This is a genomic window from Rhodopila sp. (assembly GCF_965277165.1).
Classification (GTDB): Bacteria; Pseudomonadota; Alphaproteobacteria; order Acetobacterales; family Acetobacteraceae; genus Rhodopila.
The window spans coordinates 816171-828228 of sequence record NZ_CBDICE010000006.1; the positions used below are offsets into that span (position 1 = coordinate 816171).

The 12058-nt window shown below is 66.5% G+C and carries 10 protein-coding genes and 1 tRNA gene; 7 read left to right on the forward strand and 4 right to left on the reverse strand.

The features are described from left to right. Nucleotides 1–40: 40 nt before the first annotated feature. The gene (locus ACQY4Y_RS15400) at nucleotides 41–1969 is read right to left on the reverse strand and encodes an AMP-binding protein (protein ID WP_428491486.1); all 1929 of its coding nucleotides are present in this window, start codon (nucleotides 1967–1969) and stop codon (nucleotides 41–43) included. Further along, a complete protein-coding gene (locus ACQY4Y_RS15405; protein WP_428491487.1) occupies nucleotides 1948–2583 on the reverse strand; it encodes a TetR/AcrR family transcriptional regulator in 636 nt (211 codons plus the stop codon). Before ACQY4Y_RS15405 ends, ACQY4Y_RS15400 begins: the two co-directional genes overlap by 22 nt. Nucleotides 2584–2727: 144 nt before the next feature. Between ACQY4Y_RS15405 and ACQY4Y_RS15410 the strand changes: the two genes are divergently transcribed. The 4 genes from ACQY4Y_RS15410 to ACQY4Y_RS15425 all read left to right on the forward strand — a co-directional run bounded on the left by ACQY4Y_RS15410 (nucleotide 2728) and on the right by ACQY4Y_RS15425 (nucleotide 7861). Next, nucleotides 2728–2973, forward strand: coding sequence for a GDCCVxC domain-containing (seleno)protein (locus ACQY4Y_RS15410; protein ID WP_428491488.1), 246 nt, complete (start codon nucleotides 2728–2730; stop codon nucleotides 2971–2973). 80 nt (nucleotides 2974–3053) lie between these two features. Further along, entirely contained in the window at nucleotides 3054–4241 is a 1188-nt protein-coding gene (locus ACQY4Y_RS15415; RefSeq protein WP_428491489.1) for an acyl-CoA dehydrogenase family protein, read from the forward strand. 24 nt (nucleotides 4242–4265) lie between these two features. Then, the gene (locus tag ACQY4Y_RS15420) at nucleotides 4266–5861 is read left to right on the forward strand and encodes a carboxyl transferase domain-containing protein (protein WP_428491490.1); all 1596 of its coding nucleotides are present in this window, start codon (nucleotides 4266–4268) and stop codon (nucleotides 5859–5861) included. 5 nt (nucleotides 5862–5866) lie between these two features. Next, entirely contained in the window at nucleotides 5867–7861 is a 1995-nt protein-coding gene (locus ACQY4Y_RS15425; RefSeq protein ID WP_428491491.1) for an acetyl/propionyl/methylcrotonyl-CoA carboxylase subunit alpha, read from the forward strand. Between the two features lie 283 nt (nucleotides 7862–8144). Here ACQY4Y_RS15425 and ACQY4Y_RS15430 read toward each other — a convergent pair. Continuing rightward, nucleotides 8145–8233 (reverse strand) — tRNA-Ser (locus ACQY4Y_RS15430). Between the two features lie 278 nt (nucleotides 8234–8511). Here ACQY4Y_RS15430 and ACQY4Y_RS15435 point away from each other — a divergent pair. Further along, nucleotides 8512–8895 (forward strand): VOC family protein, encoded by a 384-nt coding sequence (locus ACQY4Y_RS15435; RefSeq protein ID WP_428491492.1) that lies wholly within the window; start codon nucleotides 8512–8514, stop codon nucleotides 8893–8895. Between the two features lie 27 nt (nucleotides 8896–8922). Here the strand turns inward: ACQY4Y_RS15435 and ACQY4Y_RS15440 are convergent, their stop codons facing one another. Continuing rightward, nucleotides 8923–10236 (reverse strand): UdgX family uracil-DNA binding protein, encoded by a 1314-nt coding sequence (locus tag ACQY4Y_RS15440; protein WP_428491493.1) that lies wholly within the window; start codon nucleotides 10234–10236, stop codon nucleotides 8923–8925. A gap of 65 nt (nucleotides 10237–10301) precedes the next feature. Here ACQY4Y_RS15440 and ACQY4Y_RS15445 point away from each other — a divergent pair, with 65 nt between their 5' ends. Further along, complete coding sequence (locus ACQY4Y_RS15445; RefSeq protein ID WP_428491494.1) at nucleotides 10302–11228, forward strand: DMT family transporter; 927 nt, start codon at nucleotides 10302–10304, stop codon at nucleotides 11226–11228. A gap of 74 nt (nucleotides 11229–11302) precedes the next feature. Next, nucleotides 11303–12058 carry a PRC-barrel domain-containing protein gene (locus ACQY4Y_RS15450; RefSeq protein WP_428491495.1) on the forward strand — a complete coding sequence of 252 codons (756 nt, stop codon included), beginning with the start codon at nucleotides 11303–11305 and terminating at the stop codon, nucleotides 12056–12058.

The window sequence follows — 12058 nt, forward strand, 5'->3', positions numbered from 1 at the left end:
TCGGCCGGCTTCGTGTCAGGTTGTGGCGGGGCGATCGACGCTACCCGGCGGACCGTACCGCCTCCAGCACGAAGTCGAGCGCCGCTGGATCATCAAGGCCGGTGAGATCGCCGCGCACCGAACCGGTTTCGGCCGCCTCTCGCAGCAGCCGTCGCATAACCTTGCCGGCCCGCGTCTTGGGCAGAGCGGTCACGACGTAGACCTGACGCAGCCGGGCGATGCCGCCGATCGCGCGCTCCACCGCCGCCGACACGTCGGCTCGTACCACCTTCTGTTCGGCTCCCTGCCGCAAGGTGATGAAAGCGACCGGCATGGTGCCCCGCACCGCGTCGTTGACACCCACCACGGCGGCCTCGGCAACGCCCGGCGATGCGGCCGCCGCGCCTTCGATTTCCATCGTGCTGATCCGGTGCGCTGCGACGTTGATCACGTCATCAGCGCGGCCCAACACCCAGATCTGGCCGTCGCGATCCAGCACCGCCTCGTCGGAGGTGGCGTAGGCGCCCGGGAAGCGGCTGAAATAAGTCGCCTGATAGCGGTCCGGATCGTCCCAGATGGTGCGGGCAAGCGTCGGGAACGGAGCGGTCAGCACCAGGTTGCCGCGTGTGCCCGCCGCCACCGGCCGGCCGAGATCGTCCAGCACCGTGTAGGCGTGGCCCGGGACCGGCGTGCCGCAACTACCCGGCTTGGTCGGGTCCACCCCATGCACCGGATAGGTCCAGGTCGACCCGGTTTCGGTTTGCCCATAGGCATTGATCACCGGCACATCCAGGATGCGCTCGGTCCATTCCGCGGTTTCCGGATCCAGCGGCTCGCCTTGCGCGGTGATCAGCCGCAGTCGCGGTGGCCGCTTCGCCCGCACCACATCATCACCAGCGGCGCGCAGCATGCGCAGGCCCGTTGGCGCAACCAGGATCTTGGTCACACCGTGGCGCTGAGCCATGTCCAAGACGCGCATGCGATCGGGATAGTCGAGTGCGCCCTCGAAACAGAACAGCGTCATGGCGTGAGCCAAACCGCCGATCACCGCCTGAATCGGAAAGGTCAGCCAGCCCACATCGGCGGCGCACCAATAGATGTCGTCCGGCTGCGGTCCGACCTGCCACTGCACGTTCGCCCAGGTGCCGATCAGAAAACCCGCACTGCTGTGCACAACGCCCTTCGGCTTGCTTTCAGTGCCGGAGGTGAAGATCAGGAACGCCGGGTCATTTGCCTCCAGCGCGACGCATGGGCAGTCGGCGGTCTGCTGGGTCAGCAGAGCGTCCCAGCCGACTTCGCTCGGCTGAAGATTTGGCTTCGATCCGGTGCGATCGACAACAACGGTGTGGCGCAGTGTGCCGATCCCGGCCCGCGCGGAACGCAGGTTGGCCAGCAGCGGCACGGCGCGACCGCGGCGCCAGGCGGCATCCGCGGTGACCACGACTTTGGCCCGCGATGCCGCCAACCGCAGCGCCACCGCTTCGGGGGCGAAACCGGCGAACAGCACGGTGTAGATCGCACCAATGCGGTTGCAGGCGTGAATCGCCACGAACGCTTCCAGCAGATTCGTCAGGTAGATCGCCACGACGTCGCTTCGGTTTACGCCCAGGCTGCGCAGGCCGTTGGCACATCGTGCCACCTGCTCGCGCAGTTCGCGGTAGGTGATGCGGCGCACATCGCCCGGTTCGCCCTCCCAGATGACGGCGTCACGGTCGGCGGTGGCGGGGTTTTCGGCATGGCGGTCGACGCAGTTGTCGGCAACGTTGAGCAGACCGCCGGCATAGTAACGAAAATCGCCAAGTTCGCCGTTCCGAAGCTCGTCCCAGGGCCGCATCCAGCGCATGTGCCGCGCCGCCCATTCCCAGTACTGGTCCGGCCCCAATGCCTCGGCGGCGCGCGCCTCGGCCAGCAGTTCCGCCTGGGTGTCGAGGCGCCAGCGGTCGGGCAGCGGGGTCAGTTTCGCACTGGTTAGGGCAGTGACGGCTTCCATGACTTGGGTTTCCTGGTTTTTGTGCGGAGCGGCCGCTTCCGTAGTTTTAAGCCTTCGACGAACACCCCGTGTAGCGCCAGCGCGGTCAGGCTGGCCGCGATGGCCGCGACGCTCTTACCGGGGCGCGGCGTGTGCCATTCCACCGACCAGTTCATCGCCCCCAGCAGCAGCAAGCGCAGGTGGGCCAGGTCGGTGCCGGGACGAATCGCGCCACGCTCGGCGGCGTCTGCCAGAACATCGCGCCACCACTGCTCATACTGTTCGCGGCTTTGCATCGTTGCGGCGCGCACATGAGGCGGCACGTGGCCGAAGATGCGGATGTTGGCGCCGGTATAGTCGTCCTGTTCCAACAGCGCATGCAGATGGGCACTGATCGCGGCGTGCACCCGTTCCGCCGGCGCGGCGTCGGGGCCTAGAAGGTCGACCCGCCGACGCGCTTCCTCCGATACCGTGGCAACCCCGGTGTTCAGCACCTCGGTGACGATCTCTTCCTTGGAAGCAAAATGGTAGTACAGGCTCGCGGTCTTCATGCCACACACGGTGGCGATGTCGCGCAGACTTGTTTCGGCGTAGCCGCGCTGGCGGAACAGCCGAGCCGCGTGGTCCAGGATCATGCGGCGGGACCCGGTATGCGATGGATCTGGGATGGGCTTCAGGGCGGCACTCATCTACCGAACGTTAGTTTGGTGGGTTTGCCGTTGTCAAGGTTGTGGTTTTCCCCCGCTGGGTCTCTATGAAACTGTTCATGGAACATGCAAATGACGCTTCGAGTGACCGCCGAATCCACCATTACCTGTCCCGTCTGCGGCACCTCCAAAACCCAGATGATGCCGACAGACGCCTGCCAGTTTTTCTACGACTGCACCGGATGTGGAGTGCTGCTGCGTCCTAAATCCGGCGACTGCTGCGTTTTTTGCTCCTACGGGACCGTCCCGTGCCCGCCGATCCAACAGGCAGGCGGGAAGGCTGCCATATGCGGCTGCGGTGGTGACAGTCCGATGTGACCAGCCAACCATCACACCCATACATTGACACCCATCGCCTGAACTACCTAACGTTTGACAGGTAGTCGCCGGAGGACCCCTTGGCCCCTGATTCCTTAGCGCCCAAGCCCGACGCGAACAACACACGTCCAGACCCCTACCTCACCCCCGAACACGACCTGTTCCGCGCCCAACTGCGCCGCTTCGTCAACACCGAGGTCAAGCCGCACGCCGAACCCTGGGAACAGCAAGGTTCGGTCCCCCGCGACGTGCTCTGCCGAATGGGCAGCCTCGGCTTCCTAGGCGTGCGCTACCCCGAAACCCATGGCGGCAGCGCCATGGACACAGTTGCAACCGCGGTGCTCGCCGAGGAACTCGGCCGCTCCACCTTCGGCGGCTTCGCCATTACCGTGCTGGTCCACACCGACATGGCATCCCCCCACCTGGCCAATGCGGGATCCCCTGTCCAACAGGCAGGCTGGATGCCCGGCATCATCGCCGGCACCACCATCACCGCCGTCGCGGTTACCGAACCCGATGCCGGGTCCGACGTCGCCGCCATCCGCACCATCGCGCGGCGCGACGGCGACCACTACGTGCTGAACGGCACCAAGCTCTACATCACCAACGGCGTGCTCGCCGATCTGGTGTTTGTCGCCGCCAAGACCGACACCGCCGCAAAGGGCAGCCGAGGCATTTCCATTTTTGCCGTCGAGCGTGGCACCCCCGGCTTTGGCGTCGGCCGAGCCCTTAACAAGCAGGGGTGGCTGTCGTCGGACACCGCCGAACTGGTGTTCCAGGACTGCCGCGTCCCCGCCGATAACCGCATCGGCGAGGAAAACCATGGCTTCTACGCCATCATGCGAAACTTCCAGAACGAGCGCATCGTGCTGGGCGCCCAGGCGATGGGCGAGGCCCAGGCCATGCTGTCGATGACCCTGGATTGGGTTCGCACCCGTTCCGCGTTCGGCGCCACGCTGTGGGACAAGCAGACCGTCCGCCAGCGCCTGGCTATGCACTCGGCCGAGGTCGAGGCCGCCACCCGCCTGGTCTACCACGCCGCATGGCTCGACGCCCAAGGCCGCGACTGTGTGCGCGAGGTCAGCCAGGTCAAGGCGCTATGCGGCGAACTGGTCAACCGCGTCGCCTACACCTGCCAGCAATTCCACGGCGGGATGGGCTACCTGCGCGACAGCGCCATCGAACGCATGGTGCGCGATGCGCGCGTCCAGTCGATCGGCGGCGGCGCAACCGAGGTAATGCTGGAAGAAGTCGCCAAGCGGCTTTGACCCCGGTCAGTCAGGGAACATTCGATGCCGGTTCTGCAATCCAGATCGCGCCGCGGGCCGGAGTTCGATCGCAACGCCGATGCCTATGCCGACGTGCTGCGGCAACTGCGCGGCCGCCACCGCCAAATCCTCCGCGGCGGTGGCGACAAATTGCGCGCGCGCCACATCGAGCGCGGCAAGATCCCGGTGCGGCAGCGCATCGACACCTTGGTGGACCCGCTCTCGCCATTTCTGGAACTGTCGCCCTTGGCGGCCTGGGAACTCTACAATAACGAAGTCCCTAGCGCCGGCATCGTCACCGGCATCGGCGTAGTCAGCGCCGTCCCCTGTATGATCATCGCCAACGATGCAACCGTGAAGGGCGGTTCGTTCTTCCACGAAACGGTCAAGAAGCACCTGCGTGCACAGGAGATCGCCTTCGAGAACAAGCTGCCTTGCCTTTATCTGGTGGACTGCGGCGGCGCCTATCTTCCCGAGCAGGACCGGGTGTTCCCCGACCGCGATCATTTCGGCGGCACCTTTTTCCAGCAGTGCCGCATGTCGGCCGCCGGCCTGCCGCAACTGTCCGCCGTGTTCGGGGCCGCAACTGCAGGCGGCGCCTATATCCCCGCACTGAGCGATGAGGCGGTGATGGTGCGCGGCTCCGGCCGCATCCACCTCGGCGGTCCGCCGATCGTCAAGGCCGCGATCAGGGAGGTGGTCGACGGCGAGACACTCGGCGGCGCAGACATGCAAACCACTGTCTCCGGCGTCGCCGACTACCTGGCCGAGACCGAACTCACCGCGCTTCTGAAACTGCGCGACATCGTCGCCGCGCTGAACTGGCCCGCCAAGCCGCGGCCACCGCGCCAGACCCGTCCACCGCTGCACGACCCGGCCGATCTTGGCGGCATCGTCGGGGTTGACCTGCGACGCCCGTACGACGTGCGCGAGGTCCTCGCCAGGATCGTCGATGGCAGCGAATTTCAGGAGTTCAAACCCGGCTACGGCCCCACCCTGGTTTGCGGGTTCGCCCGGATTCACGGCGAACCGGTCGGCATCCTCGCCAACAACGGCGTGCTGTTTTCTGACTGTGCGGTCAAGGGCGCGCACTTCATCGAGTTGTGCGATCAGCGGCGCACCCCGATCCTGTTTCTGCAGAACATCACCGGCTTCATGGTCGGCACCGAGGCCGAACGGGGCGGCATCGCCAAGCACTCCGCCAAACTGGTTTACGCGGTGTCGAACAGCCGGGTGCCCCGCTATACCTTGATCATCGGCGGGTCCTACGGCGCCGGAAACTACGGCATGTGCGGCCGCGGCTTCCAGCCGCGGTTCCTGTTCTCCTGGCCGAACGCGCGGATCGGCACCATGAGCGCCGACATCGCCGCCGGCGTGGTGACCGACCTGCGCCGCTCCAGCCTGACCCGTGACGATGCCGACGAAGCGGAAATCGCCCGCATCGACCAGCAGACCCGCACCCAGTTCGAGGCGCAGAGCACGCCGTATTACGCCACCGCCCGGTTGTGGGATGACGGCATCATCGAGCCTGGCCAGACCCGCGACGTCATCGGTCTTTGCCTGGCACTGGCCGCCCGAGAGATCGAGCTTCCGGGCCATCGCCCGGTCTACCGGATGTAGCCGGCATGATCGGTTCGCTGCTGATCGCCAACCGCGGCGAGATCGCCGTGCGCATCATCCGTACCTGCAGGCGCCTCGGTATTCGCGCCATCGCGGTCTATTCCGACGCTGATCGCGGCGCGTGCCATGTCGCCGCCGCCGATCAGGCGATCAGGATCGGCCCGGCGGCGGCGCGCGACAGCTATCTGCGCGCCGATGCCATCATGCAGGCCGCGGTCGGGGCCGGCGCCGAGGCGATCCACCCCGGCTATGGCTTCCTGTCCGAGCAGGCGGAGCTGCCGACCATGTGCGCTGCGTCGGGCCTGGTCTTCGTTGGACCGTCGGCCGACCGCATCGCCGCCATGGGAAGCAAGATCGGCGCCAAGCGGATCGCCGCGCTTGCCGGCGTGCCTAGCGTCCCCGGCTACGCCGGCGACGATCAGTCCAACGCCCGCCTGGCCGACGAAGCCCAGCGCCTGGGCTTTCCGCTGATGGTGAAGGCGTCGGCCGGCGGCGGTGGCCGTGGCATGCGCCGTGTCTTCACCATGGCAGAGCTGATTCCCGCGCTGGACCTCGCCAGGCGCGAGGCAGAGTCGGCGTTCGGCGATCCATCCCTGCTGATCGAAACCTTGGTCGCGCGTCCGCGCCACCTGGAGGTTCAGGTCGCCGGCGATCAACACGGCCACGTGGTGCATCTGTTCGAGCGCGATTGCTCGGTGCAGCGCAACCACCAGAAGGTCCTAGAAGAGGCGCCGGCACCAAACCTCGCCCCGTCGATCCGCGCCAAGCTGCTCGATCGCGGCGTGGCGCTGGCCCTGGCCATCGGTTACGACAATCTGGGCACCGTGGAATTCATCCTGGAACAGGGCCAAGACGAGCCCTGGTTCCTGGAGATGAACACCAGGCTGCAGGTCGAGCACCCGGTTACCGAGGCGATTACCGGGCTGGACCTGGTGGAATGGCAAATCCGCATCGCTTCGGGGGAGAATCTGCCGCTCGACCAGGACACCATCACCGCCCACGGCCACGCGATCGAGGCTCGGATCACCGCCGAACGGGCCGAGCTTGGTTTCCGTCCCGATGCCGGTAGGGTCGGGTGCTATCGCCAGCCTCCATCGATCCGCGTCGATAGCGGGGTCACGACGGGGTCGGACGTGACACTGTTCTACGACTCGCTGCTGGCCAAGGCGGTCGGGGCTGGTGACACGCGCTATGCCGCGCGGAAGCAGCTCGCAGCCGGCTTGCGCGACTTCATCATTCTGGGGCCGGCAACCACCTTGCCGTTTCTGGCCGATGCCGTCGAGCACCCGATATTCGCGCAAGGCCGGGCGACGACCCGGTTCATCGACGATGCCTTCCCGTGCGGCTGGAAACCGTCGCGGCGGCACGCGCAACTGGCCCGCGCGGTGGCATGCGCGCTGACCATCCGTGACGGCGGCCCCGCCACATCCGCCTGGGACAGCCTGACCGGGTTTCGCGTTCTGCAACCCTCGGGAGGCTTGGCGGAAGCACGCGTGATGGTCACCCAGGATGGTGATGTATCTACTGTCGTCGTCGCCGCACTCGCCGACGGCCGCCGGCGGGTCAGTAGCGATGACGGCGCGCTGGAATTTCGCGTGCGGGTCGACGGCTGTGAGGTCGAGATCGACACCGGTGGTCAAATTGTCAGCGCCCTGTACTGCCGGACAAACGATACGATTTGCTTGATACTTGCCGGCGAGACCTATAGTTTAGTCGTCGGATCCGAACTGGAAACGGTATCCGCGGCGGCAGGTCTGGCGGCTGGATCGAGCGCGGTCGTCGCTGTAATGCCTGGCGTCATCGCCGAACTACGGGCGGTCGTCGGCGACAGGGTCGAGGCCGGGCAGGTGGTCGTCGTCCTGGAATCGATGAAGCTGTTCGCCTCGCTGGCGGCCGACATCGCCGGCGTGGTGGTGGATGTTGCGTGCCAGGTCGGCGATGCCGTGCCGGCCGGGCGGCGGCTGATCCTGATCGAATCGGTTGCGGCCGACCCCGGGTGATCGAGGCACGGCACGTTGCTTGGCCGGGATAGGGCGGGCTAATGCCAGGAGGCCGAGGAGATGAGAGAGAGGTCGGGCCGCCAACAAAGCCCATCGACTCGTTCTCGCCATCATCTTCGCAGCGGCTGTGGGGTTTGCGATCCCACACAGCAGGGACGCTCAATTCGCCTTCCAACACGGTTCGCAACGAACTGAACCGACCACATTGTCGCCGACCCTCTGTTCGACCAAGCCCCGTAGCGCCCGGATTTAATTTCGATCGGTTTGTGTGGCATAACAAATTCGGAGAGGGAGGGATTCGAACCCTCGGTACCCCGCAAAGAGTACAACGGTTTTCGAGACCGCCCCGATCGACCGCTCCGGCACCTCTCCATCACAACCAGCCCAGCAAGCGGCACACCAGCACCGTGACCTAGCCGCTAACGCCTCGCCGATGCAAGCGCCGGCAAGATACTCCAACGTGTCTCGAGCTCCCGGATGTCCCAGCCGGTCAAGCGCCCTGTCGTTCGCCCGCCGGTCCAACGATGCCTGGCAAACTCCTTCCGTCGGGCACGAAGCGAGCCCCCCAACGCCAGTACCGGCGGCATCCCCTTGCCCATGCCAAAACGTGGTGAACTAATACCCCCGGGACCACGCATCGGGGGCGGAACATGGCCAAGCTGACCTGGGAACACATCCATCTGCGCTCAACCGACCCCGAGGCCACCGCCGGCTGGTACCACGACAAGTTGGGGGCGGAGGTCATCAAATCCAGACAGCCCGACGGGTCCTGGCGTATCGACCTGAACCTGGCCGGACAAAAAGTTTTCATCGCCAAGGCTCAACCCGGTTCGGCCGCCCAGGCGCCGTCGTCGCCCTATCTCGGGCTCGACCATTTCGGGCTGACAGTCGATGACATAGACACCGCCGTCGCCGACCTGAAGGCCAAGGGCGTCCACTTCACAATGGATGTGACCACCAATCGCCCAGGGGTGCGAATGGCCTTCCTGAAGGCCCCCGAGAACGTCTCCATCGAACTGATCCAACGCGGCTAAGCCGCCCGTGCGCCACGCACCAAGGCGCTAAACCCGATCCTCCGCCGCGATCAGCGCCTTGATCGCCCCCAGATCGCGGACAAACGCCTCGTATTCCCGAGCCTTCGCCGCCGCGTCGGGAATGCGCAGCAGATACGACGGATGCACCGTGACGAACACGGCCTGCCCGTCCGGCGCACGCATCGGGCGACCGCGCTCGCGGCTGATGGTCACGCTGCGGCCCAGCCCGGCACGCGCCGCCGACCCGCCCATCAGCACCACCAGGCGTGGCCTCAGGTGGACCCGCTCGACATCGAGCCAGAACTTGCAGGCCTGGATTTCCGGCACCTCCGGCGTCTGGTGGATCCGCCGCTTCCCCCGCTGGGAGAACTTGAAGTGCTTGACTGCATTGGTGACGTAAACCATCCGGCGGTCGAGTCCGGCCTCTTCCATCGCCCGGTCCATGATCTGTCCCGCGGGTCCGACGAACGGTCGCCCGATCGTATCCTCCTGATCCCCGGGCTGCTCACCGACGAACAACGCCACCGCATCGGCCGGTCCTTCCCCGAACACCGTCTGGGTCGCCGGCTCATACAGCGGGCAGCGTTGGCACCCCGCGGCCTCGTTCGCCGAATCGCGCAACGCTGGGTCGGACTTAGGGTGCAGCACGACAGGACCCAGAGGCGCACGATCCGGCGGCCGCGGTATCTCGTCCAAGGCCTCGGCCTCGGGAACCGAGACCCCCGGCACTGCCGCCCGCAGCAGCGTCTCGTGCTCCGCTTCCCACCAGGCCCGCAACGCCCCGTCGTCCGCCACTTGGCGTAGCCCGGACCCGAACCGCAGCTCGCGGCGGTCCCAGTGCGCCGCGCCATCCGGGGTCACGATCGACAGCGCCAAGTCGGGGAACCGCCGCACGATCAGTTGCGCGTTTGCCGCCAGCACGAAATGCGCCGGTTCGAACCAGCCGACGAAGCGGGCCGCGCCGCCCTCTTGCACCGCCAGGTAGCGCATGTGGGTGCGCATGCGATGGGCGTCGGCGCGAACCGCCAGCGCCATGCGCCGGACCGTTGCCAGGTCGCGGTCGGGGTCGCCGCCCAGCAGCTTTTCGCCCTGGTGTAACCGCCAGAACAGGCCGTAAAGCAGGCCAAAGCGGTCCGCTTCGCGCGCCTGGATCGCCAACGCGGCCAGCGATACCAGTTCACGCGGAACCTGGAAGCTGCCTGACCCAGCCGTTGCATCGGTCGCCTCGCCGCCGATGGTCCAGGCCAGCGTCTGCGGCGCGACGCCGGCCAGAATCAGCCCGCGTGTGACCCGGCGCCAGCCGTCCCAATCGGTTTCGTTCCGCAGCACAATGGTTTGCATCGGTGCAGCAAACCCCAGGATGGATGGCTTTCCAAGCCCGGGTTTGCGACTATTGTGCGGCCCGCATGGCGCGTTCTTTTTGGCATTCGGCCTGGTGGCTGCTGGCGGCGGCCAACTTGTTCTGGGCCGGCAATATCGTGCTGGCCCGAGGGCTTGCCGGGCAGGTTCCGCCGGTGTCGCTGGCGTATTGGCGCTGGACCGGAGCCTTTCTCGTTTCGGTCGGGTTTGCCTGGCCGGGGCTGAAGCATGATCTCCCGATCATGTTGCGACGGTGGAAGATGATGCTGCTGCTGTCGGCGACCGGCATCGCCTGCTACAACACGATGTCCTATATTGGCCTGACCAGCACCTCGGCGCTGAACGTGCTGTTGCTGCAGTCGGCGACACCGCTGATCATCATCGTCTGGGCCTATCTGCTGTTTCGCGAAACGCCGACCATCTGGCAGGGCCTGGGCGTGTTGGTCTCACTGGCCGGCGTGGCCGCCATCGCCGGTCACGGATCGCCGCAAATGCTGGCGCGCCTGCATCTTGCCAGCGGTGATCTCTGGGTGCTGGGTGGGCTGCTGATCTACGCCTTCTATTGCGTCACCCTGCGCCAGCGCCCGGCGGTTCGCCCACTCAGCTTCCTGGTCGTCGCGATGGGCATCGGATCGGTCATGATGCTACCGTTCATGCTTTGGGAGTATGCCGCCGGGGCCAGAATCCACGGCGGTGCGTGGTCCTACGCGGCAATCGCCTACACAGCCGTGCTGCCGTCGTTCGTTGCCTACCTACTGTTCAACCGCGGAGTTGAGTTGATCGGCGCCGCGCGAGCCGGCCAGTCGATGCACCTGATGCCGCTGTTCGGCAGCGTCCTCGCCGTCCTGTTTCTGCACGAGACGTTCCACATCTACCACCTATTCGGGATCGCGGCGATCGCCGCAGGCATTGGTCTGGCCTCGATCCGCTCGGCGCCAGGCCGCGCGGTAGTACGAAGTCCCACCACAACGTGATCCGGTAAAGACACGGAATGCTTGATCAAGGCGCGTCATCGCGCGCACGTGATTGCCTTCGATCCGGGGGCCTGATGCAACGATCGTCTTTTGTTATTGTGATGCTGGCGATGCTATTGGGCGGTCTGCCCGTCGCCGCGGAGGTGACGCCGCCGCAGGTCAACCAGCCGACGGCGGCTCCGCAACCGCCGTCAACCGCGGTCCAACCGACAACCGCGGGCACCACCCAATCACCACCGCGTGGCGCCGCGCAGGCGCCCTCGACAACGTCCGCCCCGACAACCGGCGTTCCCCCGGCGCCTGGCGCGACGCAGGCCCCGCCTCCTGCGGGCGCCGTACACGCCGCACCACCTCCCGGGCCTGCGACGGCACCCCCCGCCACCGAAGCACCCTCGCCGCCGCAGGGCACCGCCGCCAAGGCGGCACCGGCGTCCGGCGCGGCCGAAGCCCTGCCGCCAGCCACCGCCTCGCCGCCCCCGCCACCCGCAAAAAGCGCGGTGCAGTCGGTGTCGCCCGAGGCGGCCGAGGCCATTCTGGGCCAGCGCGTCACCGATCAGGAGGGCAAGGACATCGGCCGACTGGTGGACGTGTTGGTTAACGTCAGCGGCCAGCCGCAGGCGGCGGTGATCGACTTCGGCGGTTTCATGGGCGTCGGCAACCGCAAGATCGCGGTCCACTGGGGCGCGCTGCATTTCACCCCGGGAGACCCCAAGCGCAAGGTCACGCTGGAGATGACGCCCGACCAGATCAAGGCGGCGCCAGAATTCCTCAATACCGACAAGGCGGCCCCCGTGGTCACCCCGGCGAACACCGCCGCGGCATCGCCTTGA

What these genes read in the sequence shown, in the direction of transcription:
- ACQY4Y_RS15410 (WP_428491488.1), top strand. Translation starts at nt 2,728, where the DNA reads ATGACGCTTCGAGTGACCGCCGAATCCACCATTACCTGTCCCGTCTGC.
- ACQY4Y_RS15450 (WP_428491495.1), top strand. Translation starts at nt 11,303, where the DNA reads ATGCAACGATCGTCTTTTGTTATTGTGATGCTGGCGATGCTATTGGGC.
- ACQY4Y_RS15420 (WP_428491490.1), top strand. Translation starts at nt 4,266, where the DNA reads ATGCCGGTTCTGCAATCCAGATCGCGCCGCGGGCCGGAGTTCGATCGC.
- ACQY4Y_RS15425 (WP_428491491.1), top strand. Translation starts at nt 5,867, where the DNA reads ATGATCGGTTCGCTGCTGATCGCCAACCGCGGCGAGATCGCCGTGCGC.
- ACQY4Y_RS15435 (WP_428491492.1), top strand. Translation starts at nt 8,512, where the DNA reads ATGGCCAAGCTGACCTGGGAACACATCCATCTGCGCTCAACCGACCCC.
- ACQY4Y_RS15400 (WP_428491486.1), bottom strand. Translation starts at nt 1,969, where the DNA reads ATGGAAGCCGTCACTGCCCTAACCAGTGCGAAACTGACCCCGCTGCCC.
- ACQY4Y_RS15445 (WP_428491494.1), top strand. Translation starts at nt 10,302, where the DNA reads ATGGCGCGTTCTTTTTGGCATTCGGCCTGGTGGCTGCTGGCGGCGGCC.
- ACQY4Y_RS15405 (WP_428491487.1), bottom strand. Translation starts at nt 2,583, where the DNA reads ATGATCCTGGACCACGCGGCTCGGCTGTTCCGCCAGCGCGGCTACGCC.
- ACQY4Y_RS15440 (WP_428491493.1), bottom strand. Translation starts at nt 10,236, where the DNA reads ATGCAAACCATTGTGCTGCGGAACGAAACCGATTGGGACGGCTGGCGC.